The sequence below is a fragment of the Achromobacter sp. HZ34 genome (genome assembly GCF_002209485.1).
Classification (GTDB): domain Bacteria; phylum Pseudomonadota; class Gammaproteobacteria; order Burkholderiales; family Burkholderiaceae_B; genus Bordetella_C.
Genome location: NZ_NJIX01000004.1, coordinates 683,529 through 707,979, shown reverse-complemented (window position 1 = coordinate 707,979; position 24,451 = coordinate 683,529). Strand labels below are relative to the sequence as shown.

Below are 24,451 nucleotides of genomic sequence, written 5' to 3'. Positions count from 1 at the left end.
ACGAACGCAGCGGCCTGCGTTAGCATGGCGTGGAATCGGGGATCAGCTTCATGCAGAAAAAAAGACTTGCGCCACCATTGCGGTTTCTCATGGCGGCCCGCCAGCGGGAACTGGCCAAACTCGAGGCCTTGACGGACCTCTCGCGGCTGGTCGACTTGATCAGCCAACTGGTGCACAGCCTGCAGAAAGAGCGCGGGCTTTCCAATGCCTTGCTCTGTGATGTGGGCGATACCATGCTGGCCCAGGTCACGGCGCAGACGCGCGACAGTATCGCCATCGAAAAGCATGTGCGCGCGGCATGGGATCTGCTGATCGACCCCACCGGACCGGCCGAGCCCGCCAGCATGCGCCTGCTGTCCACGGTCGCGCATGCCCTGCAGCAGATGGAGCAGCTGGAGACCCTGCGCGAGCAGGTCCAGCGCCGCGCAATCGCCGCGGAAACCGCCACTGGCCGCTACACGGGTCTGCTCGGCGCGTTGCTGGCCACCGTCTTCGAACTGGCCGACACCGCCATCGATGCCGATGTCACGCGCGCGTTGGTGGCCTTGCTCAATTTCATCCAGGGCAAGGAACTGTGCGGGCAGGAAAGAGCCTGTGGCGTGGTCGGTTTCCTCAATGGCTACTTCACCGATGAACGCAAGGCCCAGATGCAGGGTCTGGTGCAGGCGCAGGAACGTTGCTTCGATGCGTTCATGGCCAACGGCGGACCGGACAAGGCTTGTCTCGATGCCGACAACCAGGCCTGGGACGATGTACGCGAGCTGACGGCAACCCTGGCGCGCCTGCGCACGATCGCGGCACGCACCAGTGTCGATCAGCAGGTCGACCGGCAGTTGAGCGCGGCGTGGTTCGCCGCCGCCACCGCGCGCATCGACGCCATGCATCGCGTCGAGCGGGCATCCATCGAAGGGTTGGCGCGTCTGTGCCAGGCCCGCATTACCGCCACCCGCGAAGACCTGGCCGACCACCGTGTGCTGCTGGACCAGCTATCGGCCGCCGACGCGCGCGACGGCTCGGGCCGCGTGTTCAGCGTCCAGGCCCGGCCCCTGAATGCGCCGCCCGAAGACAATCTGGGAGCCGGCCTGCAGGCGTCGGTACTGGACATGCTGGCGCGCCAGACCGCGCGCCTGGCCGACTCCGAACACCAGCTGGCGCAAGCCCGCAAAGCCCTGGAAGAACGCAAGTACGTCGAGCGCGCGAAGTGGGTCCTCGTCGCCACACAGGGCGTCACGGAGAAAGATGCCCACGACCAATTGCAGAAGGCGGCCATGAACACCGGCCAGCCCCTGCATGTGGTGGCGCGGGAAGTGATCGAGAAGCTGGGCGCCAAGCGGGCGGAACCGAAGCGGGGATGACGGTCACTGCTGCAAGGGCCATGCAGGCCAAGTAATCCATCGCCGCAATACTGGAGACGATCATGCAAGATACCTACAGCCTTCAACGTTTCGTTGACGCCCAAGCGCCGGTCATCGATCAGGTGCTGGAGGAGCTAAGAGAAGGAAGAAAACGCAGCCATTGGATGTGGTACGTTTTTCCGCAGTTGCGGGGGCTGGGACACAGCGCCATGGCGCAAGCCTATGGCATTAGTGGCCTGGACGAAGCGCGCGCCTATCTGGCGCATCCGGTTCTGGGTGCCAGGCTGCGCGAATGCGCGACCCTGGTGGCGGCCGTGCAGGAGCGCGGCATTCACGAGATATTCGGTTCTCCCGATGACATGAAATTCCGCTCCAGCATGACGCTGTTCACGCATGCCGATCCTGGCGAACTGGCATTCCAGGAATGCCTGCGCAAGTATTTTGGCGGCCAGGTGGATGCGCTGACCGAAGCGCGGCTGCGGCGCGACGCTGGCTCGGCGAATCTGTGAACAGCGCGACGCACCGCGTCCCCGCCACCATGCATTCAGTACCTGCCGCTATCCACCCCTGACCTGCCGCCATGCATCCCGTACCCGACGCCATCCTTGACTTGCTCGCCGAGCATCACGTCCTGACCTTGTCCGTGCAGGACGCGCAGGGGCCGTGGGCCTGCAACGCGTTCTTCATTTACGACCCGCGCGAGGTGGCTTTGGTTTTCCTGGGTAGCGTGGATACCCGGCACGCGCAGGCCATGCTGGCGGATACCCGCGTGGCCGGGTGCGTGGCGGGCCAGCCCAGGGATATCTCGCAGATCCTTGGACTGCAGTTCGCGGGGCACGCGCGCCTGGTCGAGGACGAGGACGATAAAGCGCGGGTACTGGCGCTATATCACCAGCGCTTCCCTGAAACCCGCCATGTTTCCGCGCCGGTGTGGGCGGTCAGTCTGGATGTGATGAAGCTTACCGACAACCGGGTGAAGTTCGGCACCAAGACGCATTGGCGGCGCGCGGTGGAATCCGGCGCGGCTCAGACGTAGCCGCGTTGTTCGAGCAGGGCCCAGTGGCCGGGGTCCAGGCTGGTCTGTAGCGCGGTCAGCGTGTCGATTTCGCCGGTGTTGTCGGCATAGGCCACGACGAAGTCGTCAGTGACCGGCAGGCCTGATGCGGACACGAGCCGGCTTACCTCGGGGACCAGGTCGGCCAGCACACGCAGCAGGGACGCCTGGCTTTCCTCTTTGTACATCAGCGCCACATGCTGGCGGCAGAGGTCGTCCAGTTGTTCGTCCTCGAACCAGTGCTCGTCGTCGTAGCCCTGAACCTCGCGGATCTCGTCCGGCGCCCAGAGGTAGTACGAGACCTCTTCGCCAGCCGCGACGATCCGCTGACGGTAGGACTGCTTGCCCCACACCAGGAAAGGCGGCCATGCGGCGGGATGCGCTCACCTTCATGTGACGGCAAGAAGACAGAAAATGGCCCGCGCTACGAGGGCACAAGCACGAAGTCAAACGGCGAGCGCCAGATCGTTTTCCCCTCACTTACTTTTTGGAACGGTGCCACCAGCGTATCCTTCACGCCGAAGACCGCGTCGGAGGTGATATAGGGATCGTCGCCAACGAAAGTATGGGTCACCACGGTCTGGAAGCCGGGAGCCGTGACGATGAAGTGCATATGCGCCGGACGATAGGGGTGGCGGCCCAGCGCGGCCAGCATTTTTCCCACCGGCCCGTCGTGGGGAATGGGATAGGACACTGGTTTGATGCCGATGAAGCGATAAGTTCCATCGGCTGCTGTCGTGAACCTGCCGCGGTTGTTCCACCTGGGTTGGATATCGGTCTGCTGCACGTCGTAGAAGCCGTCGGCATTATCGGACCACACGTCCAGGCAGGCGCCTGCAATGGGCTTGCCCTGCGCGTCGAGCACCCTGCCCTCGAACAGACAGGACTCGCCTTTACCGTCGGCGGATATCGACGCTCCCATTTCGCGCCGCGGCGCATCGGCCACGTGGAAGGGCCCCAGCACGGTATTTTCCGTCGCCCCGCTCGGGCGGCGATTGCTGATCGCATCGACCAGCATCGACACGCCCAGTGTGTCGCTAAGCAGAATGAATTCCTGCCGCTGCTCGCTGCATAGCTGCCCCGTCTGCGTCAGGAAGCCGATGGCGAATTCCCACTCTTCCTGGGTCAGTTGCACGTCCTTGATGAAACCATGCAGGTGACTGACCAAGGACGTCATGACCTGCCGCAAGCGCGGCGATACGTCGTCACCCATACGCGCGTTCACTGCGTCGACGGAATGTTCTTCGGAGAAATATTGGGACATGCTTGTTTGCCCTTTCGTGGGAGGCTTTTGCGTTGGTCGTCTGTATAACGCATTCATGCCCTCACTGCTTTTATTTATAGGATCGCGGATCTAGAGGGGATCGATCTGATCATGCGCGAGCGGCGCGGCCTGGGGGGACAGGATCTCGAACGTACGTTCCTGGTGTGCTGGCTCGGTCACCAGCGCGCGACCCGCCATGGCCGTGCCAGACAGCAACAGCGCGACGGCGCCCATGAAATAGAACAGGCCGTCGATACTGAAGTGCGCCATCACGATGGTGCCGACCAGCGGTCCGATCACGGAGCCCACGCCGCTGATCAATATGAGTTGCCCGCTTACCGCCACCACTTGATCGGCCGGCATCTGGTCGTGTGCATTGGCGACGCAAACAGGGTATAGGGTGGACATGAAGCCGCCGAGTAGAGCCGCGGCAGTCAAGACTACCGGGCGGGTATGCGGCAGGTTGATGACGATGATTGCGGTAAGCGCGAAACCTAGGCTCAGTATCGCCAGCACCAGGCGGCGGTCGAATCTGTCCGAGAGCCGGCCGACCGGGACCTGGAATGCCAGTCCGCCCAGCACGGCGATCAGCATGAACAGCGCGATCGTCTCCCGGGCAATGCCCTCGCCCTGCATCCATGCGGGCACCAGCGAATAGAAGCTGGCGCTGAGGAGCCCGCTCACCATGCAGCCGGCAACAGCGACCGGTGCCGTGCGAGGCAGGCGGGTGAAGGGAAGTGCCGTAGTCACAGTCTTGCGGGGCGGCTCGGCCCGCGTCGTGCTCACGAAGACGAGCGCCACCGCGAACAAGGCGGCGATGCCATTGAAGGGTTTGGCCGTTTCGACGTCGACCTGGCCGATCAGCAGTTGCCCCAGCGCCAGGGCCAGGAACGTGCCCAACATGTAGATCGAAAATATCCGCCCGCGCTGTGTGGGCTCCGCCTTGGCGTTGAGCCAGCTTTCCGTGGTGATGAACAGGCCGGAGCAGCCGAAACCGATGATTGCGCGCAGGGTCAGCCAGGCCAGCGGTTCCTGCCACAGCGGCATTATCGAGGTCGCCGCGACGACCATGCCGGCGAATGCAGCATAGGCGCGAATGTGCCCAACTCTTCCGATGATCCGTTCGCAGCGCAAGGCGCCTACCGTGAAGCCGGCGAAATAGCTGCTGAGCACCAAGCCGGACAACGAGGCCCCGAAGTCAGCCAGGGCGATCCGCAAGGAGATGAACGTGCCGAAGAAGCCGTTGGCAAGCTGGATAAGACTGGTCGCGAACACCAGCACCCCGATCTGCGCGCTCACCGACTTCGATCGCATGGGCCATCTCCATAAGGGATGGCCAGCGGCCACCACTGGAAGTCACCTTAACCCGGCGGTGGCGGTGGGCGCAATGACGGACGATGCGCCCGAGTACGCATGCGGAGCGCTTAGTGGCGCGGCCTGTTGCGGCTCCCCTTGGTAGGGATTTGTGCCACAGCCTGTGGCACTTTCGGTGTTCGCGGCGTGTCCGGCAGGGACACGCGGGTGATACCGGGCAATTGTGCAGCAACCCCTTGCACAAATGATTTACTCGGCCAAACCGCGGCAAAATGATCCGCCTGGTCCGGCCTCGGCAGCGGTACGCGCTTAGACGTTGAACAAGAAGTTCATCACATCGCCATCCTGCACGATGTATTCCTTCCCTTCCGCCCGCATCTTCCCCGCTTCCTTGGCGCCCTGCTCGCCCTTGTAGGCGATGTAGTCGTCGTAGGAAATGGTCTGGGCGCGGATGAAGCCGCGTTCGAAGTCGGTGTGGATGACACCCGCCGCCTGCGGGGCGGTGGCGCCGATGGCGACGGTCCAGGCGCGGACTTCCTTCACACCGGCGGTGAAGTAGGTCTGCAGGCCCAACAGCTTGAACGCAGCGCGGATCAGGCGGTTCAGGCCCGGCTCTTCCATGCCCATGTCGGCCAGGAAGGCCGCACGGTCGGCGTCTTCCAGATCGACGATCTCCGATTCGATGGCCGCGCAGATCGCCACCACCGGCGCGTTGCGCGAGGCGGCAAATTCCTTCAGGCGGTCCAGCAGGGGATTGTTCTCGAAGCCGTCATCGCTGACGTTGCCCACATACATGGCAGGCTTGGACGTGATGAAGCACAGGGGCTTGAGCACGACCAGATCTTCCGGCGAGAAGTCCAGGGCACGCACGGGCTTGGCCTGGTTCAACTGAGCGATGCACTTTTCGATCAGGCCCACCAGCTTCTGCGCATCCTTGTCGCCGGAACGCGCGGTCTTCTGGTGACGATGCAAAGCCTTCTCGGCGGTCTGCAGGTCGGCCAGGGCCAGCTCGGTTTCGATGACTTCGATGTCGGCGATGGGATCGACCTTGCCGGCGACGTGAATCACGTTGGGATCTTCGAAGCAGCGCACCACGTTGACGATGGCGTCGGTCTCGCGGATGTGCGACAGGAACTGGTTGCCCAGGCCTTCACCCTGGCTGGCGCCAGCGACCAGACCGGCGATGTCGACGAATTCGACCGTGGCCGACAGGATGCGCTCCGGCGACACGATCTCGGCCAGCTTCTGCAGGCGCGCATCGGGCACTTCCACCACGCCGACGTTGGGTTCGATGGTGCAGAAAGGGTAGTTTTCCGCGGGGATGCCGGCGCGGGTCAGCGCATTAAAGAGCGTCGATTTGCCGACGTTGGGCAGGCCGACGATGCCGCATTGCAGAGCCATGGAAATCCTATAAGTATCAACGCACCAGCGAGCCCGGTACGATCGCGCCGCCGGCCTCCCCCGCTACTCGCGGGACCATCCAGGCAGCAGCCTGAACACCGAAGCGCGAACCTGAAAACCGGGGCCGGATCGGACATTAGTCCAGTAAACCGCGCATTTTAACCGAGGGCAGAGACGGTTCCGTCCCTGCGGCCTGTCCGGGTGCGGAACGCAGCTCGACGAAGCGCTACCCACCAGGCTCGTTCAGCCGAAACCGGCAATTGCAACGATTGCATCAGTGCAATGGTTGCACTATCCTTTCCCAATCAACGCTCATCCAGGAGTTGAATCGATGAGACAGTCTCAAATTTCCATCAAGCTCACTTCGGTCAACGGTCCACAGCACGAGGCGCCGATCTCCGAATACTCGCATCAAGATGTCATCACCTGGATGCGCCACAACCATCTCACGCTGGATACGGGATCGGACGCCCTGGGCATCAGCCGGCGGATGCTGGCCTACTACCGTTGCGGCCAAAAGCCGGTGCCCAAGGCAATAGGACTCGCGATGCTGGGCTGGGAGTCTCTAAACAAGCGCACCGGCACCCTCGCTACTTCTTCGGACTCAACGTCAGCTTCTGTACCCGCCAGTTGAGCAGCTCGCCTACATACAGCGTGTTCTCGTCAGGGCAGGCAATTTCGTGGACCCAGCCGAACTGGCCGGCGTTGCGGCCAGAGCCGCCGAGGTAGCCAAGCAGCTTGCCGTCCAGGCTCAGCTTGTAGATGCGCCCGGGAAAGGCGTCGGAGGTGTAAAGCACCTGCTCCTTACCCGCCACCTTGGGCGTGATGCACAAGGTCCAGGGCGCGCCGGGGAACATGGTGGCGGCACCGCCCGCCTCGGGATTGGGTTTGTTGCCATAAAGCTGCTGGGCATCGGGCGGAGCCGGCAGGTCGATGGTGATCGAACGCAGGTACTTGCCCTCCGTGTCGAACACCTGGATGCGCCGGTTACCCCGGTCCGCCACGTAGACATGGTCTTCGGCATCCACGGCGATGGCATGCAGGGTGTTGAACTGGCCCGGCTCCGTGCCGAACGTGCCCCAGGACTTCAACCAGCGGCCATCCGGCCCGATCTTGGCCACGCGCGAGTTGATGTAGCCATCCGAAATATACGTATTGCCCTTGGAATCCCACGCCATATCCGTCACTTGGCGGAACGAACCGTCAATGGCAGGCAAAGGCGGCTTGGGATGCTCCAGCGGATGGGCGTTCTCGTCACTGGCCTCGGGCTTGCGGCCTATGGTCCAGACCACATCGCCTGCCCTGTTGAACTTGATGACCATGTCCGAGCCCTTGTCGGCGGCCCAGATATTGCCTTGCGGATCCACGCGCACATCGTGCGCGAAGGACCACGCATAGAGATGCGCGCCGATCTCGCGCACATACTTGCCGTTTTGATCGAACTCCAGCAACTGGGCGGCGGCGGCACCATAAGCCGGGCCGGTCGTATTGCCACGCTGGAAGATATAGATGTGGCCACCCTTGTCGACCGCCACACCCGATACTTCGCCTAAATGCTGGCCGGGGGGCATCTTGATAGGGTTGGCCGCCTTGAACGGGATCTGCTGCGCCTCGGGCGCGGCCAGCGACAAGGCCGGCCCCAAGGTCAATACAGCAGCAAGCAACAATCTCTTCTGATTCATGCTCTCTCCTCCTGGACCTTCGCTGTGATGAAGCGCTTATTTTTCTTCAGGCATGAATCCGTATAGCAGGTGGATTCTGACGAAAGCCTGTATGAAACAACGCTTTCAACAGCAATGGGGAGAGATCGTCGCCCAAGTACTAAGCCAAGCACTAAGCCACGCACTACGACCAAAGCCGCAGGGCGCTTCGCCGCCGTATGCGGCCAAACTACAACGCAGCGCCGCGACTCAGCAATGCTTCATCACCAATTCGTCTCGCGCTCCGGCGTCGACGAAATCTTGTGTATGGACAGGTCGGCGCCATTGAATTCGGCTTCCTGGCTGACACGCAGGCCCACGACGGCGCGCAGGGTGCCGTACACGATGAGCCCGCCGACCGACGCCACGACGATGCCGAAGACAGTCCCGGCAACCTGGACGAAGAAAGATACGCCGCCCAGGCCACCCAACGCTTTCAGCCCGAAGATGCCGGCCGCAATGCCACCCCAGGCGCCGCACAGGCCATGCAGGGGCCACACCCCCAGCACGTCATCGATACGCCACTTGTTCTGGACCTTGGTGAACATGTAGACGAACAACACGCCGGCCACCGCGCCGGTCGCCAGCGCGCCCAGGGGATGCATCAGGTCCGAGCCCGCGCACACGGCCACCAGGCCAGCCAGGGGACCGTTGTAGGTGAAGCCCGGGTCATTGCGCCCGACGGCCCACGCCGACAGGGTGCCGCCCGCCATGGCCATCAGCGAATTGATGGCCACCAGGCCGCTGATCTTGTCCAGCGTCTGTGCGCTCATCACGTTGAAGCCGAACCAGCCCACCGCCAACACCCATGCGCCCAAGGCAAGAAAAGGAATGTTCGAAGGCGGGTGGGCGGCGATGCGGCCGTCCTTGTAACGTCCCCGCCGCGCGCCCAGCAGCACCACGGCAATCAGCGCGATCCAGCCGCCGAAGGCATGCACCACCACCGATCCGGCGAAATCATGGAACGGCACACCCGCCGCCTCGGTCAGCCATTGCTGGATGCCGAAATGGCCGTTCCAGACGATGCCTTCGAAGAAGGGATAGACGAAGCCCACCAGCAGGAACGTCGCCGCCAGTTGCGGATTGAAGCGTGAACGTTCCGCGATGCCACCGGAGATGATGGCCGGGATCGCCGCCGCGAATGTCAGCAGGAAGAAGAAGCGCACCAGCTCATGGCCGTTGTTCACCGTCAGCGCTTCGGCGCCGGTGAAAAACTGCACCCCGTAGGCGATCTTGTAGCCGATGAAGAAATACGCGATGGTCGACACCGCGAAGTCCACCAGGATCTTCACCAGGGCATTCACCTGGTTCTTCTTGCGGACGGTACCCAGTTCAAGAAAGGCGAAGCCCGCATGCATCGCCAGCACCATCACCGCGCCGATGAGAATGAACAGGGTATCGGCGGCCGATTTCAACGTATCCATAGATGCGATCAGGCCCGCCTGGACGACGGACGCGTCCATGTTCGAGGCCTTTTTGTCTCCAGAAAAAGCGCTCCGGACGATACACGAAGGCGCCTGAACATGTCATGAGTCGTCCGCGCGCCTGCCGCCGACTGTTGCGTGGCCGCCGCGTTGTGCCTGCCATTCGACCGCGGACGTGACAAGATACGCGCTGTCGCTGGCTGTATGTCGTCATCCGCCCACGCAAGTTCCAAGGACTTGAATGTCGCAAACACACCCCTTCCCCATCGCGCGGCTCGCGCCCCGGGCGGGCGCTACGCTACCAGGCGGCGCTTGCCTGCGGATACGCGCCACGCGGCGCGCTGCAGCGGGTATGGCCATGGCTGCCTTGGTCGCTTTGGTAGCCCTGCCCGGCTTGAGCACCGCCGCAACCGGCAAGGACGTGACCATCAACGGCGGCTGGATGACGCCAACCGAATATCGCACCCTGCCCGACGGCCAGCGGGGCGCTTACGTCACCGGCGTGGTGGAAGGCTGGTTCCACGCCCCCGCCTTCGGCGCGCCGGAGCGCAGTACGGACCGCGTGGTGCAATGCCTGGGCGCACTCAAGCCCGGCCAGATGATGCAGGCTGTCGACCTCTACGTTGCCGCCAATCCGGCCGAGCAGGACAAGCCCATGAATTTCCTGGTCTATGGCGCCCTCAGCGACTTCTGCGCCAGCCGCAAGCCCTGATTCACAGGCCCTGATTCACAGACCCTGACTCGAAGGCCCCGAATTCACAGGCCTCGAATTCACAGACATTGCTTCGCAGGCCTCGACCCACGAGCCTCGACCGGCGCCAGCTGGCATCGCCCAGCCGTCAGCGCCAGCTTGCGCCACCGCCCGTCCGCTCAACTCGCCAGCGCGGGCGCCCACTTGACCAGGCTCAGCACCAGCAGCACCGGCCCGGCATTGAACATCAGGTGCATCAGCACCGACGCACCGATGCCGCGCCGCACGCGCATCCAGCCCAGCACCAGGCCGGTCAGCCACTGCGGCAGCACCAGCACCGGCATCAGCCAGACCAGCGTGTGATTGAGCGTGAAATTACCCAGGTGCAGTGCGGCGAAGGTCAGCGACGCCACATGGAACACCAATGGAAAAAAGCGCACATAGCGGCGCCGCCAACCCCACGACCAGCGTGATCCGGCCGTCCGTGCGCGCTGCTGTATCCACACACTGGCGCCTACCGCCAGCACCACCAGCGGCACGGTCCACGCGACCGGCCCCTTCAGCAAGGGCGCCAGCATGAGCGGAATCACCCACCAGGCCTGCGCAGGCCGCCGCAGGAAATAGCGGAACAGCATTTCCTCGACCAAGGGCGCCCAGAAGATGGCAATCACCCAGGGAATGTTGCCCGACTCCAGCCGGTGATGCGCGCCCCCCATGGTGGCGACCTTAAGCGCCAACGGCCCCAGCACCACGAGATTGAACAGCCATAGCATCGCCACCCACACCAGCAGGCGGCGCAGCGTGGTGCGCGGCACCCAGTCCTCGCCCGTGCCGCTGGGTACCACCCGCGACGGCAGCCGGCGCAGCGTAGGCCGGCGCACGAAGCGCAGGAAATCCTTCAGGTCGTCGAGCAGCCCGGGCATCCCGTCCTTGCTCCCCCCGGCCCGCGGCCGCGGCTCGCCGCCGGACAAACCGCCGTAGCGCCCGGTCAACGTGAATTGAATGAGGGGCGGCCGTTTGGCGCTCAAGCCTTGTTCTCCCGGTGCAGCTGCTGGGTGGCCTTGGTGAATTCACCGTCCAGCAACAAAGGCATGACCGCGCGGCAGCGGTCGATGACGGTTTCGATACCGGTCATTTCCTCGCGGCGCGGTGTATGCAGCACGAAATCCGCCACCTGTTGGGCCAGGCCGAGGGTGCGCGGATGCCCGATACCCAGGCGCAAGCGCCAGAAAGCCGGGCTGCCCAGTGCCGACTGGATATCGCGCAAGCCGTTATGGCCAGCATGCCCGCCCCCCTGCTTGAGCTTGACCTCACCCGGCATCAGGTCCAGCTCATCGTGCAGCACCAGCACCTGCTCCGGCGTGAACTTGAAGAAACGCGCCACCGCGCCGACGGACTGCCCGGACTTGTTCATATAAGTCATGGGCTTGAGCAGCACGACGTTCTCGCCGCCGTGACGCCCCTTGGCGACGAAACCGGAGAAGCCCTTCTCCATCGTGAAACTGGCGCGCAAGTCGTCGGCGACGTGGTCGGCCAGCCAGAATCCGGCGTTATGGCGGGTGGTTTCGTATTCCGGTCCGGGATTGCCCAGGCCGACGATCAAACGTATGGGTGTAGACATAGGTAGCGGTCTTGACGTCGCGCGCGGAGTCGTCGCAACGGCATTGGTTGGCCGTTATCAGAACATGAAAAACCCCGCGGTGGAAATCCACGCGCGGGGTCGGGTATTGCGTACTGCTTTTACTGCACCTTGCGGTGCGCCTTGCGTTGCGCCTTGCAGCGCTACCTTGCCATCGGCGTCGCAGCGCGGCCATATCAGGCCACGCCGCTAGCCGACTGAACTCAGGCAGCGGGGGCGGCAGCGTCACCAGCTTCTTCGCCGGCGTCGGCGTCATCAGCCGGGCCACCCTTGGTCAGGGCCGAGGCCAGCACCGGGTTGGCATCGCCGCCGTGCGTCACGTAGGTCACGCCCTTGGGCAGGGTGACGTCGGCCAGGTGCAGCGAAGCGCCGGCTTCCAGCTTGCTCAGGTCGGCTTCGATGAACTTCGGCAGGTCGGCCGGCAGGCAGCTGACTTCGATTTCGGTCAGCACGTGGGTGATGATGGCGGCGCTCAGCTTGACGGCGGGCGACACTTCAGCGTTGATGAAGTGCAGCGGCACCTTGGTGTGCAGCGCCTTGCTGGCATCGACGCGTTGGAAGTCGATGTGCAGCACTTGTTGCTTGTACGCGTGCCATTGCACGGCGCGCAGCAGAACCTGCTCACCCTTGCCGCCTTCGATTTCCATGTCCAGGATGGAGGAGTGGAACTCTTCCTTGCGCAGGGCGTGGTAAATGTCGTTGTGGTCGACTTCGATGTTCAGGGGCTGGGTGCCGACGCCGTAAACGATGGCGGGAACGCGGCCCGCGCGGCGCAGGCGGCGGCTCGCACTCGATCCCTGGACGCTACGCGTGGTTGCAGTGAATTTCATGGAAAACTCCAGACTGTCTAAGTAAATGGACGTCGAAACGTCCGGTTGTGAACACGGACCGTATACGACGGTCCGTGTGAGTCACCCCGTGCCGCGACCAGCGCGAGGTGGCAAAAACGTGCTGCCCGGGCCGCGGCCCGTGGCAGGAATATCGGATCAGTCCGCGAACAGCGAGCTGACCGATTCCGCGTTGGAAATACGCAGGATGGTTTCGCCCAGCAGGCCGGCGCACGACAGCTGGCGAATCTTCTTGCCTGCGCGTGCCGTTTCCGACAGCGGGATGGTGTCGGTGACGACCAGCTCGTCCAGTTCCGATGCTTCGATGCGCTCGACCGCGCCACCCGACAGCACCGCGTGCGTGCAATACGCATACACGGCACCGGCGCCGCGCTCTTTCAGCGCCTGCGCGGCCTTGCACAGCGTGCCGGCGGTATCGACCATGTCATCCATGATGATGCAGGTACGGCCGTCGACTTCGCCAATGATGTTCATGACTTCCGACACATTGGCGCGCGGACGCCGTTTGTCGATGATGGCCAGATCGGCTTCCAGCTGCTTGGCCAGCGCACGGGCCCGCACCACGCCACCGATGTCGGGCGAAACCACGACCAGGTTGGAGAAGTTACGGCGCCACAGATCGCCCAGCAGGATCGGACCGGCGTAGATGTTGTCCACCGGGATGTCGAAGAAACCCTGGATCTGGTCCGCATGCAGGTCCATCGTCATCACACGGTCGACACCGGCGACCTGCAGCATATTGGCGACGACCTTGGCCGAGATGGCCACCCGCGCCGAACGCGAACGGCGATCCTGGCGGGCATAACCGAAATACGGAATGGCGGCGGTGATGCGGCCGGCCGACGCGCGGCGCAGGGCATCGACCATCACCATGATTTCCATCAGGTTGTCGTTGGTCGGCGCACAGGTGGGCTGCAACACGAAAACGTCTTTACCGCGCACGTTCTCGTTGATTTCGACCATGACTTCACCGTCGGAGAAACGCCCGACAGTCATTTTGCCCAGCGACATGTCCAGGTGGTTGGCTACGTCGACGGCGAGACGGGTGTTAGCCGTCCCCGTAAAAATCATGAAGCTGTCTTTTGACATGATGCTAGTGCAAGGATCGTGAAGATCGTTTGGTCGCAAAACAAAAAAGCTGTTGAACCTTGGCCTCTGGCTATACGGGCGAGTTCAACAGCTTTTTTATATATATTCGTTAGGGCTGGGGAGGAAGGATTCGAACCTTCGCATGCCGGAATCAAAATCCGGTGCCTTAACCAACTTGGCGACTCCCCACTAGCTAGCAATCCAGTGCCTGAGCGGATGTTCGGCCAAACCAGGACAAGCCTGCAATAACCGGAACCGCGGAGGCGATTCTTGCGTCGCTTGCGACGTACTGGTTGAACCAGCGACGCGCATTGTAGCGGCAATTTCGCGCTGCGCCAAAACCGCTGTTTCGATGGTGTCGAATTCGGCAAATAAACATGCACCGGATCCGGACATACGCACATCTAAACCACGATTCATTTCCTGGGCATTCGTCGCATGAAATGTTCCCGACAACCACTGCGCAGCCCTTGAAACTTCAGGAAAGCGCCGGTAGACCACCGGTTCCAGATCATTGCGGCCGAAGTATCCTCGGGAGGGTTGCCCCCGTTGAAAATAAGGCGAAGCAAGAAAGTCCGCTATTGTGACCAGATTTGTGTCCCGTGTCAAATCCGGATCGGAAAAAACAACAGGTGTGGGTACGCTGGCGTCCGGTTGCGCGATCAGGTACGCGCGGGTGGGCAGCATAAGCGCCGCCAGGTCTTCGCCCACGCCCTCGGCGAATGCCGACTGGCCAAAGACGAAAACCGGCACATCCGCGCCCAGTGGCAAGGCCAGGTGCATCAACTGCGCACGCGTCAGGCCGGTGTCCCACAGGCGATTCAAGGCAATCAGGGTGGACGCCGCATCGCTCGATCCACCACCCAGGCCGCCGCCCATGGGTATGCGTTTCTCCAGCGCGATGGTGGCGCCCAGGCGAGTGCCGGTCGCCGCCTGCAAGGCACGCGCGGCCCGCACGGTCAGATCCTGCTCGGGATCGACGCCGGCCAGCGGCTGGTCTCGTTCGATGCGGCCGTCGGCACGCGCGGAAAAATGCAAGGTGTCGGCCAGATCGATGAAGCGGAACACCGTCTGCAGCAGGTGATAGCCGTCAGCGCGACGGCCCACCACATGCAGGAAGAGATTGAGCTTGGCGGGCGCGGGAACGTCATACAGATTCAAGGACGCCCCCGGCAAAAAGTGATCGCGACTGCGGTGATGGCAACGGCGCCGAGGTGCATCAGGAGTCCGGCGTGACGACCAGGCGCAGCACGATGTCGCGATCCGCCTCGCGCCGCTGCAAGACCAGCAATTGCGGGCCCAGCTCGTCATAGCGCGACAGTCGTGCCTGCCAACCGCCTTGGGTGAACGCCGCGATCCGCTGCTGCTCGTCGCGCTGTACATCCTGCGCCGCCGGTTGCGGCGCCAGGCGCCCGCGCAGCCAGTCGCGCAGGCCGGACACCGGCACGCGGCTACCCAGCGCGTCCTGCGCCAGGGCATCGGGATCACTGGCCTGCAAATGGGTGCCGTCCGCCTTGTCCAGCGTGGCCTGGCCCGGCCGGCCCTCGACGCGCGCCTGGGTCGAGCCCAGGGGCGTGGTCAGGTCCAACACATAGCGGCGGCCGTCATCCAGCCAGGAAAAACCGCCCTGCACCGCATTCTGGCGGCCGTCATCCTGGTTGACGGTAAGCGCGAAACGGCCCACCCGCGAAAACTCGTTCTGCGCGCCGGTGCCGGCGATGCGATCGGGCGTCACACAGCCCGCCAGCGCACCGCACAGCAGCGCCACGGCAGCGATACGCCAACGCGACCAGACCGCAGCGATCACAGCTTGACCCCAAGGCGCGTGATGGCCTCGCGCAGGACCTTGTTGTTGGGTTCCTTGCTGGTGGCATTGCGGAACATGGCCGTGGCCTCGTCACGCCGGCCGCTGGCCCACAGCACTTCACCCAGGTGGGTGGCGATTTCCGCTTCCGGCCGCTGCGCATACGCGCGCTGCAGGTAGGTCAGCGCGGCGGCGTTGTCGCCCATGCGGTACTTGACCCAACCCATGCTGTCCATGATGTAGGGATCGTCCGGCGACAGGTCCAGCGCCTGGGTGATCAGGTCCAGCGCTTCGGGCAGGCGTACATTGCGGTCGGCCAGGGTGTAGCCCAAGGCGTTATAGGCATGCGCGTGGTCCGGATCGAGCGCGATCACCTGGCGCAACAGGCGCTCCAGATCCGCGATGCGGTCCTTGCGCTCGTACAGCATGGCCAGCTCGTACTTGATTTCCACCGTATCCGGCATGGCCTTGTCGGCGCCGGACAGCAGGGCAATGGCCTCGTCGGTGCGGTTGGCGTCGCGCAGGATCTGCGCCTTGGTCAACACGCCCAGCACCCGTTCCTCTTCATCCTGCGGCTGCGCGCGGTCGACCATGGCCACGGCGTCGTCGATCTTGCCCTGCTTGGCGCGCAAGGTCGCCTGGCGCATGCGCGACTGGAAGCGCATGGTGGGATCGTCGATGCGGCCCAGCTCGGCAATCGCTTCGTCGTAACGGCCCTGGTCTTCGTCGATGCGCGCCAGCAGCACGCGGGCATCGGCCGCTGCCGCGGTGGCATCGGTGGCGCCCGGCACGATGGCGCGCTGGCGCTGGCTCTGCACGTCCAGATACTGGCGCAGGTACCCGCGCGCCTGATCCAGGCGGCCCGCCTTGTAGGACAGTTGGCCCTGCATGAACAGCAGGTCGAAATCCTCGGGCGAGCGCCGCGACATGGACTTCAGCTCGTTGAGCGCGCCGTCGTAGTCGTTGTGCTCGGCCAGTTGCGCGGCCAGCATCAGCTGCAGCTTGCGCGCGTCGGGATGGCGCGACAGGAAGGCACGTGCATCGGCCGCGGCGCGCTGCGGATCGACCTTCATGCCGTACTCCATCACGCGTTGCGCGGCGGCTTCGGACTTGGGATCGAGGGCCTGCGCGGCACGGGCTTCTTCCAGCGCGCGAGCGTTGTCGCCCGCCGCCTGCGCCACATCGGCCAAGGCCAGATGCGCGATGGGCAGCTTGCGGGTGTTCGGGCTCAGGGCTTCATCGAGGATCTGCAAGGCCAGCTTGCGGTCGCTCACCCGGCCCAGCACCGCCATGGTCTGCGCAATGGCGGCCTGCTTGTCCTTGGCTTCGTCGATGCGCACGCGCAGGGCCGGTCCCAGGCCCTTGGTCTGGCCATTGGCCGCGGCCAGCGCCAGCTCGGTCGAGTTAGCTTCGGCATCGGACGGCGCCAGCCGGGCCCAGACGCGCGCGGCGTCCAGCGCACCCTTCAGGTTGCCGCCAGCCAGATAGAACTCCAGCGCACGGCGCGCCACGCGCGGGTCACTGGTATCGCGCGCCAGACCCAGCATGGTCGACGCGGCAGTACCGTACATGCCGCGCTGCGCCGCGATTTCCGCGGCCACCACTCGATAGAAGATGTCCGAGGTCAGTTTGACGTAAGGCAGCTGGCCTTCACGCAAACGGATGACATCGGTCTCCGGCTGGGACACACGCGGCGGCGCTTTAGGCCGATCAGCGGCCTGGGCAGGCACGGCCTGCAATCCCGCCAACGCCAACGTCAGCGCGGCTAACCCGAATTTCATATGCATAAGCGACGACTTCACGCGTCCCGTCCGGTTGATGGCACAATCTCTACACGCAACTGTTGATCTTACACTGGGTGGGGACCATTCACAGCGAAAGGCCCGCCATCCTCCAGTGTGATAATCCCTATGCCCGAACTGCCTGAAGTCGAGACCACCCGACGGGGTATCGACACGGTCATGACCGGCCGGCCGCTGGTACGCCTGGTCGTCCGCGAGCCGCGCCTGCGCTGGCCCATCCCCGCCGACCTTCCCGCCGAATTGTCCGGCCGCACCGTGCTCGAATGCGGACGCCGAGGTAAATATCTATTACTGCGCTTCGAACATGGTACCCAGATCGTGCATCTGGGCATGTCCGGTTCCCTGCGCCGCGTGCCGGAAGACGAAGCTCCGCGTCGCCACGACCACGTCGAATGGGTGTTCGACCACGCCGTATTGCGCCTGCACGATCCGCGCCGCTTCGGGGCAGTGCTGTGGCATCCCCAGGAAGACGGGCCCATCGATTTCCACCCTCTGCTGGCCAAGCTGGGCATCGAGCCCTTCGACCCCCGCTTCAACGGCGCCTGGTTGCGCGACCAGTTCCGCGGCCGTTCGGCGCCCATCAAGCAGGTTCTGCTGGCGGGCGAGGCGGTGGTCGGGGTGGGCAATATCTACGCATCGGAAAGCCTGTTCCGCGCCCGCATCCATCCCCGCACCCCGGCGGGCCGGCTATCGCTGGCGCGCTGCGAAAAGCTGGCAACCGCCGTTCAGGCCACCCTGGGCGATGCCCTGGCGTCCGGCGGCAGCACCTTGCGCGACTATGTCGGCGCGGGCGGGGAGCCGGGCAGCTACTTCGCCATCCACGCCGCCGTCTACGACCGCGAAGGCCAGCCTTGCCGAGTCTGCGGCACGCCCATCCGCCGCATCGTGCAGGGTCAGCGCGCCACCTATTACTGCGTGCGCTGCCAGCGTGCCTGAAACAGCACTGCCCTCTGGCGCCGGCCGGTGAGCTCAAGCACAATCAGCCGCGAGGGAAGGCCTGCGCAAAGCATGCACAACGGATGTCCAAAGTCCGGCCCGGCGCTGCGCCAGGTAGGCGCCGGCCCCCAGCAACCCCACGCGAGACTGATCATGGACCTGCACTATCAGACCGGCTTCGGCAGCAGCTTCGCCACCGAGGCCCTGCCCGGCGCCCTGCCGCAAGGCCGCAACTCGCCGACGCGCTGTCCCTACGGCCTTTATGCCGAGCAGATTTCCGGCACGGCGTTCACCGCGCCACGGGCGGAGAACCGGCGCAGCTGGCTCTACCGCATCCAGCCGGCCGCGCGCCACGAACCGTTCGAAGCGCTGGCGCGGCCGCCGCAGTGGACCAGCGACGCCGCCACCTATCCAGCCACGCCCAATCAATTGCGCTGGAGCCCGCTGCCCATGCCGGCGGCGCCCACCGACTTCATCGACGGCATCGTCACCGTGGGCGGCAATGGTGGACCCGACGAGCAGAGCGGCGTCGGCATCCACCTGTACGCCGCCAACCAGTCGATGGCGGGCCGCTACTTCTATGATGCGGACGGCGAATTGCTGCTGGTGCCGCAGGAAGGCCGGCTGCTGCTGTCGACCGAACTGGGCCGGCTGCTGGTCGCACCGCAGGAAATCGCCGTCATCCCGCGCGGCATACGTTTCCGGGTGGACCTGCCCGACGGCCAGGCGCGCGGCTATCTGCTGGAGAATTTCGGCGCTCCCCTGCGCTTGCCGGAGCTGGGACCCATCGGGTCGAATTGCCTGGCCAATGCGCGCGATTTCGAGACGCCGGTGGCGTGGTACGAAGACCGCGCGGGCGATTTCCTGCTGGTCGGCAAGTTCGCCGGCGCCTTCTGGCAAGCCCGCATCGACCACTCGCCGCTGGACGTGGTCGCCTGGCACGGCACGCATGCGCCGTACAAATACGATCTGCGCCGCTTCAATGTGATCGGCTCGATCAGCTTCGATCATCCGGACCCTTCCATCTTCACGGTGCTGACCTCGCCTTCGGACACGCCGGGCACGGCCAATGTGGACTTCGCCATCTTTCCGCCGCGGGTGCTGGCCATGGAGAACACCTTCCGGCCGCCCTGGTTCCACCGCAATGTCGCCAGCGAGTTCATGGGCCTGATCCACGGCGTCTACGATGCCAAGGCGGATGGCTTCCTGCCTGGAGGCGCCAGCCTGCACAACTGCATGAGCGGCCATGGCCCGGATGCCGGCACTTTCGAAAAGGCCTCGCAGGCCGACACTTCGCAAGCGCACTACATCCGCGACACCATGGCCTTCATGTTCGAAACCCGGCGCGTGATTCGCCCCACGGCGCAGGCGCTGGCGTCGCCGCAGCGCCAAGGTGATTACTACACGTGCTGGCAAGGGCTGAAGAAGCACTTCACGCCGGACAAGGTGTAAAGAAAATCAGCCGCGGCCCGACAGCAACAGGGCCCCGTCCCACTGCCCCAATGCTTTTCGGCGCAGGTTGACGCCATGCAGGCGTCGCCCGCCCCGCTTCCATCAGAACACGCCATCCACCGCCACCACGATTGCCATGCAGCTGAACGAAACCCACGACCCGAATCTTCGTAGCTGGATCGCCAGCGCCAACGACGCCGACTGCGACTTCCCGCTGCAGAACCTGCCTTATGGCACGTTCCGCCATGACGACGCCGAACCGTGGCGGGCCGGCGTCGCGATCGGCGATCGCATCCTGGACTTGGGCGCATTGGCGGCGGCGGCGCCTTTCGACGGCCTGGCCGCGCAAGCGCTGGCCGCCTGCGCGGCGCCCGCGCACGCGGGCCGGCTCAATGGCCTGATGGCCTTGGGCGCGGAGCACTGGCACGCGCTGCGCCTGGCGCTGTCCCGCGGCCTGCGGGAACAGGATGGAGAGAGCCAGGCGGATGCAACGCAGCCGCGCGCCGCGCAGGCAGGTGACGCGCAGGCAGGTGGCCGGCCAGGCGGCTCTCCATCGGGCGCGACGCCGCCCGCCAGGCAAGCGATCCGCAGGGCATTGGAAGCCGCCTTGCGCCCGATGGCAGGCGCGCAGCATGCGCCGCCTGCGCACATCGGCGACTACACCGACTTCTATATTTCCCTGCATCACGCGACGGCGGTAGGCCTGCAGTTCCGCCCCGACCAGCCCCTGCTGCCCAACTACAAATGGGTACCCATTGGCTACCACGGACGCGCGTCCAGCCTGGGCGTGGAGCCCGCTTTCCGCCGGCCGGTCGGCCAGACCCGGCCGCCGCGGGAGGGCGCGCCGCCCGCCTTCGGCCCCAGCCAGCGCCTGGACTACGAACTGGAAATGGCGATCTACATCGGCCAGGGCAATGCCCAGGGCCAGCGCATCGCCCTGGCGAATGCCGAAGGCCACGTGTTCGGCCTGGGCCTGCTAAACGATTGGTCGGCGCGCGACATCCAGGCCTGGGAATACCAGCCCCTTGGACCCTTCCTGGGCAAGAGCTTCGCCAGCACCCTGTCGCCGTGGATCGTCACCCTGGAAGCGCTGGCGCCCTTTCGCGCGCCGCTGCGCCGCCCGGCGGGCGATCCGGCGCCGCTGCCTTACCTGGCCTCGGACGCCAACGCCGCGGCCGGCGCCTTCGACGTACAGTTGCAGGTGGACATCAGCACGGAACGATCGCGCCAGGCCGGCCATCCGGCCGCGACGCTGTCACGCAGCAATTTCCGCGATGCCTATTGGACGGTGGCGCAGTTGGTGACGCACCACACGGTCAACGGCTGCAACCTGCAGGCGGGCGACCTGATGGGCACCGGCACCTTGTCCGGTCCGCGTCCGGAAGAGGCGGGATCCCTGCTTGAGCTGGCCGCGGGCGGCAAGGCGCCGCTGACGCTGCCCTGGGGCGAAACGCGCACCTTCCTGCAGGATGGCGATGAGATCCGCCTATCGGCCTTCTGCACCGCGGCCGGCCGCCGCCGCATCGGCTTCGGCAGCGCCCGCGGCCGCGTGTTACCGGCGGACTGGCAATAAAAGCGCAATGGCGACCGGTATCGGTCGCCATCGATGATTGCGGGCAAGGTCTGCCTCGGGCTTCGCCAGTAGTGCCGCCGAGTAACGGCGCACGACACGCGCGTTCTCCGTACCTTTCAACGTTCCTGCGCGCGGCGCAGGCGTTCGCGGCTGTTGCTCAGGTGAGTGCGCATGGCGGCACGGGCCGATTCGGCATCCTGGCGGCGGATCGCCTCATAGATATCCTCGTGTTCCAGGTTCACCCGCGCCAGGTAGACCATGCGGTCCTCATCCGCCAGCTTGGCGGAATTGATACGGGTGCGCGGAATGATGGCCGCGCCCAGATGCGACATGAGGTCGGCGAAATACTTGTTCTGGGTGGCTTCGGCCACCAGCAGGTGAAAGCGGAAGTCGGGCGTGACGGTATCGCCCCCCGGCACCAGCGCGGCGCGGAACTGGTCCAGCGCCTCGCGCATATGCGCCAGCTGTTCATCCGTGCGGCGCGCCGCGGCCAGGCCGGCGGCTTCGCTTTCCAGGCAGATGCGCAATTCCAGGATGACGACGATGTCGCGCACCGTGGCGATATCCGCCGGATCCACGCGGAAGTCCGCCATGCTGTTGGGCTTCAAGGCGTACGTCCCCACCCCATGGTGGGTTTCGACCATGCCCGACGCCTGCAGGCGCGACAGGGCTTCGCGCACCACCGTGCGGCTGACACCGAAGGCGCGCATGATCTCGGACTCGGTAGGCAGTTTCGCCCCCGGCACGATCTCGCCGCTGTGGATCTGGGCGGACAAGCTGTCCACCAGTTCCTGCGCAAGGCTACGAGGTCGGCGACGCGCGGGCACGGCGGCTTCTATATTATTGGTCATCAGGGATTTTCCCGGTCGCGGTGCGCTTGACGGCTTTTTGAAGCGCTAATTATACTGGGCTGGCGTTGTACGATGACATATAAGAACTGCACTGCCCACATTGCACACCCCCACGCGCACGGTGTAAACCCACATCGCCGCGGCCAACGCTACCGAGACAGAACCCGTGACTCCTACGGCTGTAGCTTCCTCCCCCGCGCAGCACTGCGCGCGCCTGTTGCTGACCGGTGCGGGCGGCAACCTGGGCAAAGTCCTGCGAACCCGCCTCAAACCCTATACGGACACCCTCAGGCTGTCGGACATCAGCCAACTGGAAGCCGCTGGGCCCGGTGAAGAGATCATCACCTGTGACCTGGCGGACCCGCAGGCGGTGGACGCCCTGGTCCAAGGCGTCGACGCCATCGTGCACATGGGCGGCGTTTCCGTGGAGCGGCCGTTCGAGGAAATCCTGCCGGCCAACATCCAGGGGGTCTACAACGTCTACGAGGCCGCGCGCCGCCATGGCGTCAAGCGCATCGTCTTCGCCAGCTCGAATCATGTGATCGGTTTCTACCGCCAGGGCCAGGTCATCGACGCCGACGTGCCGGTGCGGCCCGACGGCTATTACGGCATCAGCAAGGCCTTCGGCGAAAACCTGTCCCGCTTCTACTACGACCGTTACGGCATCGAGACCGTGTGCCTGCGCATCGGCTCGTCCTTTCCGGAAGCGAAAGACCGGCGCATGCTGATCACCTGGCTCAGCTATGACGACCTTACCCAGCTGATCGCGCAGGCGTTGTTCACGCCGCACGTCGGCCACACCATCGTCTATGGTGCGTCCGCCAACAAGGAAAGCTGGTGGGACAACTCGCGCGCCGCCCATCTGGGTTTCGCGCCCAAGGACAATTCCGAACCTTTCCGCGCCAAGGCGGAAGCGCAAGCCCCGCTGGCGGCCGATGATCCGGCGGCACGGTACCAGGGAGGCGCTTTCGTCAAGGCGGGCCCGTTCGAAGACAGCGACCGCAAGAAATAGTTTCACACGCAACACAACAACAGCTCCATGCCGCGCGGCAACGCGGTCTGCGTACCCATCCGGGACGACAGGGGGCAACCTTGCAGAGAAGACATCCGCAACGGGCGTCCAGCCCGGTCGCGGATGAATACGAGCCCGCCGCCAGTGCGGGCCAGACTGGAGGTAGACATGTTGCACATCGCTCCCCGGCGCTCCCGCGCCCGCCTGTTCCTGTCCGCTGTCCTGGCCACCGCCAGTGCCGCCGCCCTCGCCGCCGCCGTCATCCCCGGCAGCGCGAACGCGGCGGAATTCCGCACCGCTGACATCTTCACCGACGACTACCCGACCGTGATGGCGGTCAAGCATATGGCCGACCAGATCAAGGAACGGTCCAACGGCAAGCTGACCATCCGCATCTTCTCCGGCGGTGCCTTGGGCTCGGAAAACGACACCATCGAACAGGTCAAGCTGGGCGCGCTGACCATGGCGCGCGTCAGCAGCGCCGCCATGCACAACATTTGTGCGAACACGCGCGTGCCGGCCCTGCCGTTTCTCTTCCGTTCCAAGGAACATCTGCATGCCGTCCTCGACGGCCCCATCGGCGAGCAACTGCTGACGTCCTGCGAGAAAGCCGGCTTCGTCGGCCTGGCCTGGTACGACAGCGGCTCGCGCTCCATGTATACCCGCAACAAGCCCGTGCGCACGCTGGCCGACGCCAAGGGCCTGAAGATACGCGTACAGCAATCCGACCTGTCGGTGGCCATGGTCGAAGCCATGGGCGCCAATGCCACTCCCATGTCGATGGGAGAGGTCTACACCTCGCTGAAGACCGGCCTGGTGGACGCGGCCGAGAACAACATCCCCAGCTACGAAAGCGCCCATCACTTCGAGGTGGCCAAGTTCTATTCGCAGGACGAGCACAGCATGACGCCGGAGATCCTGCTGTTCTCCAAGCGCCAGTGGGACAAGCTGTCGCCCGACGAGCAGAAGATCGTGCGCGAGGCCGCGCGCGATTCGGTGCCCTATATGCGCAAGCTGTGGGACGAGCGTGAAGCGAAGTCGCGCGACATCGTGGTCAAGGGCGGTGCGCAGATCGTGGAGGTGGACAAGGCTTCCTTCCAGGCCGCGATGAAACCGGTCTATGACCGCTTCGTCACCACGCCCGAGATGAAGGACCTGGTCAAGCGTATCCAGGACACGCAGTAGCAGCCCTGCCCTGCCTGCCTTCCCGTGGCGCCGCTCCCGGGCCGCGCCACGACCCTC

General features: G+C 64.6%; 23 protein-coding genes, 1 tRNA gene and 1 pseudogene. 10 read left to right on the top strand and 15 right to left on the bottom strand.

What is annotated here, in order from left to right; genetic code table 11:
- Window positions 1–50: 50 nt before the first annotated feature.
- From CEY05_RS19685 to CEY05_RS19675, 3 genes are all read left to right on the top strand, one after another.
- Window positions 51–1,355: a nitrate- and nitrite sensing domain-containing protein gene (locus CEY05_RS19685; protein WP_088597156.1), complete on the top strand. Its 1,305-nt coding sequence runs from the start codon at window positions 51–53 to the stop codon at window positions 1,353–1,355.
- Between the two features lie 62 nt (window positions 1,356–1,417).
- Window positions 1,418–1,864: a DUF1810 domain-containing protein gene (locus tag CEY05_RS19680; RefSeq protein ID WP_088597155.1), complete on the top strand. Its 447-nt coding sequence runs from the start codon at window positions 1,418–1,420 to the stop codon at window positions 1,862–1,864.
- A 71-nt stretch (window positions 1,865–1,935) separates the two neighbouring features.
- Window positions 1,936–2,391 carry a pyridoxamine 5'-phosphate oxidase family protein gene (locus tag CEY05_RS19675; protein ID WP_088597154.1) on the top strand — a complete coding sequence of 152 codons (456 nt, stop codon included), beginning with the start codon at window positions 1,936–1,938 and terminating at the stop codon, window positions 2,389–2,391.
- Here CEY05_RS19675 and CEY05_RS19670 read toward each other — a convergent pair.
- The 4 genes from CEY05_RS19670 to ychF form a co-directional block, all read right to left on the bottom strand.
- Window positions 2,382–2,762 carry a hypothetical protein gene (locus tag CEY05_RS19670; protein ID WP_088597153.1) on the bottom strand — a complete coding sequence of 127 codons (381 nt, stop codon included), beginning with the start codon at window positions 2,760–2,762 and terminating at the stop codon, window positions 2,382–2,384. The two genes, CEY05_RS19675 and CEY05_RS19670, sit on opposite strands and share 10 nt — an antisense overlap.
- A gap of 71 nt (window positions 2,763–2,833) precedes the next feature.
- On the bottom strand, window positions 2,834–3,730 hold the full coding sequence (locus CEY05_RS19665) for an intradiol ring-cleavage dioxygenase (protein ID WP_198952833.1): 897 nt from the start codon (window positions 3,728–3,730) through the stop codon (window positions 2,834–2,836).
- Between the two features lie 33 nt (window positions 3,731–3,763).
- Window positions 3,764–4,987, bottom strand: a complete 1,224-nt coding sequence (locus CEY05_RS19660; protein WP_198952832.1) for an MFS transporter — start codon at window positions 4,985–4,987, stop codon at window positions 3,764–3,766.
- 309 nt (window positions 4,988–5,296) lie between these two features.
- On the bottom strand, window positions 5,297–6,388 hold the full coding sequence (gene ychF, locus CEY05_RS19655; RefSeq protein ID WP_088597151.1) for a redox-regulated ATPase YchF: 1,092 nt from the start codon (window positions 6,386–6,388) through the stop codon (window positions 5,297–5,299).
- 331 nt (window positions 6,389–6,719) lie between these two features.
- Between ychF and CEY05_RS31000 the strand changes: the two genes are divergently transcribed.
- Window positions 6,720–7,022 (top strand): hypothetical protein, encoded by a 303-nt coding sequence (locus CEY05_RS31000; protein ID WP_143220516.1) that lies wholly within the window; start codon window positions 6,720–6,722, stop codon window positions 7,020–7,022.
- Here the strand turns inward: CEY05_RS31000 and CEY05_RS19650 are convergent.
- Together CEY05_RS19650 and CEY05_RS19645 are read right to left on the bottom strand one after the other, a co-directional pair.
- A complete protein-coding gene (locus tag CEY05_RS19650; RefSeq protein ID WP_088597150.1) occupies window positions 6,979–8,070 on the bottom strand; it encodes a peptidyl-alpha-hydroxyglycine alpha-amidating lyase family protein in 1,092 nt (363 codons plus the stop codon). The genes CEY05_RS31000 and CEY05_RS19650 overlap by 44 nt on opposite strands.
- Before the next feature lie 242 nt (window positions 8,071–8,312).
- Window positions 8,313–9,512: an ammonium transporter gene (locus CEY05_RS19645; RefSeq protein ID WP_088597687.1), complete on the bottom strand. Its 1,200-nt coding sequence runs from the start codon at window positions 9,510–9,512 to the stop codon at window positions 8,313–8,315.
- Window positions 9,513–9,753: 241 nt separating this feature from the next.
- Here CEY05_RS19645 and CEY05_RS19640 point away from each other — a divergent pair, with 241 nt between their 5' ends.
- Window positions 9,754–10,224 (top strand): hypothetical protein, encoded by a 471-nt coding sequence (locus CEY05_RS19640; protein WP_143220514.1) that lies wholly within the window; start codon window positions 9,754–9,756, stop codon window positions 10,222–10,224.
- Between the two features lie 158 nt (window positions 10,225–10,382).
- On the opposite strand, the gene CEY05_RS19635 is transcribed toward CEY05_RS19640, so the two are convergent.
- From CEY05_RS19635 to CEY05_RS19600, 8 genes and pseudogenes are all read right to left on the bottom strand, one after another.
- Complete coding sequence (locus CEY05_RS19635; RefSeq protein WP_088597686.1) at window positions 10,383–11,126, bottom strand: type II CAAX prenyl endopeptidase Rce1 family protein; 744 nt, start codon at window positions 11,124–11,126, stop codon at window positions 10,383–10,385.
- 101 nt (window positions 11,127–11,227) lie between these two features.
- On the bottom strand, window positions 11,228–11,824 hold the full coding sequence (pth, locus tag CEY05_RS19630) for an aminoacyl-tRNA hydrolase (protein WP_088597148.1): 597 nt from the start codon (window positions 11,822–11,824) through the stop codon (window positions 11,228–11,230).
- A 221-nt stretch (window positions 11,825–12,045) separates the two neighbouring features.
- Entirely contained in the window at window positions 12,046–12,672 is a 627-nt protein-coding gene (locus CEY05_RS19625; protein ID WP_088597147.1) for a 50S ribosomal protein L25/general stress protein Ctc, read from the bottom strand.
- A 156-nt stretch (window positions 12,673–12,828) separates the two neighbouring features.
- On the bottom strand, window positions 12,829–13,779 hold the full coding sequence (locus tag CEY05_RS19620; protein ID WP_198952831.1) for a ribose-phosphate pyrophosphokinase: 951 nt from the start codon (window positions 13,777–13,779) through the stop codon (window positions 12,829–12,831).
- A 115-nt stretch (window positions 13,780–13,894) separates the two neighbouring features.
- Window positions 13,895–13,968: transfer RNA gene (locus CEY05_RS19615), tRNA-Gln, on the bottom strand.
- Entirely contained in the window at window positions 13,969–14,940 is a 972-nt protein-coding gene (ispE, locus tag CEY05_RS19610; RefSeq protein WP_088597146.1) for a 4-(cytidine 5'-diphospho)-2-C-methyl-D-erythritol kinase, read from the bottom strand.
- A gap of 58 nt (window positions 14,941–14,998) precedes the next feature.
- Window positions 14,999–15,586: a lipoprotein insertase outer membrane protein LolB gene (gene lolB, locus CEY05_RS19605; RefSeq protein ID WP_088597145.1), complete on the bottom strand. Its 588-nt coding sequence runs from the start codon at window positions 15,584–15,586 to the stop codon at window positions 14,999–15,001.
- A pseudogene (locus CEY05_RS19600) lies at window positions 15,583–17,452 on the bottom strand (tetratricopeptide repeat protein). Before CEY05_RS19600 ends, lolB begins: the two are co-directional and overlap by 4 nt.
- Before the next feature lie 41 nt (window positions 17,453–17,493).
- On the opposite strand from CEY05_RS19600, the gene mutM reads away from it, so the two are divergent.
- The 3 genes from mutM to fahA all read left to right on the top strand — a co-directional run bounded on the left by mutM (window position 17,494) and on the right by fahA (window position 21,346).
- Entirely contained in the window at window positions 17,494–18,321 is an 828-nt protein-coding gene (gene mutM, locus CEY05_RS19595; RefSeq protein WP_088597143.1) for a bifunctional DNA-formamidopyrimidine glycosylase/DNA-(apurinic or apyrimidinic site) lyase, read from the top strand.
- Between the two features lie 153 nt (window positions 18,322–18,474).
- Window positions 18,475–19,773, top strand: a complete 1,299-nt coding sequence (gene hmgA, locus CEY05_RS19590) for a homogentisate 1,2-dioxygenase (RefSeq protein WP_088597142.1) — start codon at window positions 18,475–18,477, stop codon at window positions 19,771–19,773.
- A 136-nt stretch (window positions 19,774–19,909) separates the two neighbouring features.
- On the top strand, window positions 19,910–21,346 hold the full coding sequence (gene fahA / locus CEY05_RS19585; RefSeq protein ID WP_233161605.1) for a fumarylacetoacetase: 1,437 nt from the start codon (window positions 19,910–19,912) through the stop codon (window positions 21,344–21,346).
- A gap of 116 nt (window positions 21,347–21,462) precedes the next feature.
- Here fahA and CEY05_RS19580 read toward each other — a convergent pair whose 3' ends face one another.
- A complete protein-coding gene (locus CEY05_RS19580) occupies window positions 21,463–22,197 on the bottom strand; it encodes a FadR/GntR family transcriptional regulator (protein ID WP_088607533.1) in 735 nt (244 codons plus the stop codon).
- A gap of 166 nt (window positions 22,198–22,363) precedes the next feature.
- Between CEY05_RS19580 and CEY05_RS19575 the strand changes: the two genes are divergently transcribed.
- Together CEY05_RS19575 and CEY05_RS19570 are read left to right on the top strand one after the other, a co-directional pair.
- Window positions 22,364–23,209, top strand: a complete 846-nt coding sequence (locus CEY05_RS19575; RefSeq protein ID WP_233161604.1) for an NAD(P)-dependent oxidoreductase — start codon at window positions 22,364–22,366, stop codon at window positions 23,207–23,209.
- Window positions 23,210–23,377: 168 nt separating this feature from the next.
- The gene (locus CEY05_RS19570; RefSeq protein ID WP_088597140.1) at window positions 23,378–24,394 is read left to right on the top strand and encodes a TRAP transporter substrate-binding protein; all 1,017 of its coding nucleotides are present in this window, start codon (window positions 23,378–23,380) and stop codon (window positions 24,392–24,394) included.
- Window positions 24,395–24,451 lie beyond the last annotated feature (57 nt).

What these genes read in the sequence shown, in the direction of transcription:
- CEY05_RS19685 (WP_088597156.1), top strand. Translation starts at nt 51, where the DNA reads ATGCAGAAAAAAAGACTTGCGCCACCATTGCGGTTTCTCATGGCGGCC.
- CEY05_RS19680 (WP_088597155.1), top strand. Translation starts at nt 1,418, where the DNA reads ATGCAAGATACCTACAGCCTTCAACGTTTCGTTGACGCCCAAGCGCCG.
- CEY05_RS19675 (WP_088597154.1), top strand. Translation starts at nt 1,936, where the DNA reads ATGCATCCCGTACCCGACGCCATCCTTGACTTGCTCGCCGAGCATCAC.
- CEY05_RS19665 (WP_198952833.1), bottom strand. Translation starts at nt 3,730, where the DNA reads ATGAATGCGTTATACAGACGACCAACGCAAAAGCCTCCCACGAAAGGG.
- CEY05_RS19660 (WP_198952832.1), bottom strand. Translation starts at nt 4,987, where the DNA reads ATGCGATCGAAGTCGGTGAGCGCGCAGATCGGGGTGCTGGTGTTCGCG.
- ychF (WP_088597151.1), bottom strand. Translation starts at nt 6,388, where the DNA reads ATGGCTCTGCAATGCGGCATCGTCGGCCTGCCCAACGTCGGCAAATCG.
- CEY05_RS31000 (WP_143220516.1), top strand. Translation starts at nt 6,720, where the DNA reads ATGAGACAGTCTCAAATTTCCATCAAGCTCACTTCGGTCAACGGTCCA.
- CEY05_RS19650 (WP_088597150.1), bottom strand. Translation starts at nt 8,070, where the DNA reads ATGAATCAGAAGAGATTGTTGCTTGCTGCTGTATTGACCTTGGGGCCG.
- CEY05_RS19645 (WP_088597687.1), bottom strand. Translation starts at nt 9,512, where the DNA reads ATGGATACGTTGAAATCGGCCGCCGATACCCTGTTCATTCTCATCGGC.
- CEY05_RS19640 (WP_143220514.1), top strand. Translation starts at nt 9,754, where the DNA reads ATGTCGCAAACACACCCCTTCCCCATCGCGCGGCTCGCGCCCCGGGCG.
- CEY05_RS19635 (WP_088597686.1), bottom strand. Translation starts at nt 11,126, where the DNA reads ATGCCCGGGCTGCTCGACGACCTGAAGGATTTCCTGCGCTTCGTGCGC.
- pth (WP_088597148.1), bottom strand. Translation starts at nt 11,824, where the DNA reads ATGTCTACACCCATACGTTTGATCGTCGGCCTGGGCAATCCCGGACCG.
- CEY05_RS19625 (WP_088597147.1), bottom strand. Translation starts at nt 12,672, where the DNA reads ATGAAATTCACTGCAACCACGCGTAGCGTCCAGGGATCGAGTGCGAGC.
- CEY05_RS19620 (WP_198952831.1), bottom strand. Translation starts at nt 13,779, where the DNA reads ATGTCAAAAGACAGCTTCATGATTTTTACGGGGACGGCTAACACCCGT.
- mutM (WP_088597143.1), top strand. Translation starts at nt 17,494, where the DNA reads ATGCCCGAACTGCCTGAAGTCGAGACCACCCGACGGGGTATCGACACG.
- hmgA (WP_088597142.1), top strand. Translation starts at nt 18,475, where the DNA reads ATGGACCTGCACTATCAGACCGGCTTCGGCAGCAGCTTCGCCACCGAG.
- fahA (WP_233161605.1), top strand. Translation starts at nt 19,910, where the DNA reads ATGCAGCTGAACGAAACCCACGACCCGAATCTTCGTAGCTGGATCGCC.
- CEY05_RS19580 (WP_088607533.1), bottom strand. Translation starts at nt 22,197, where the DNA reads ATGACCAATAATATAGAAGCCGCCGTGCCCGCGCGTCGCCGACCTCGT.
- CEY05_RS19570 (WP_088597140.1), top strand. Translation starts at nt 23,378, where the DNA reads ATGTTGCACATCGCTCCCCGGCGCTCCCGCGCCCGCCTGTTCCTGTCC.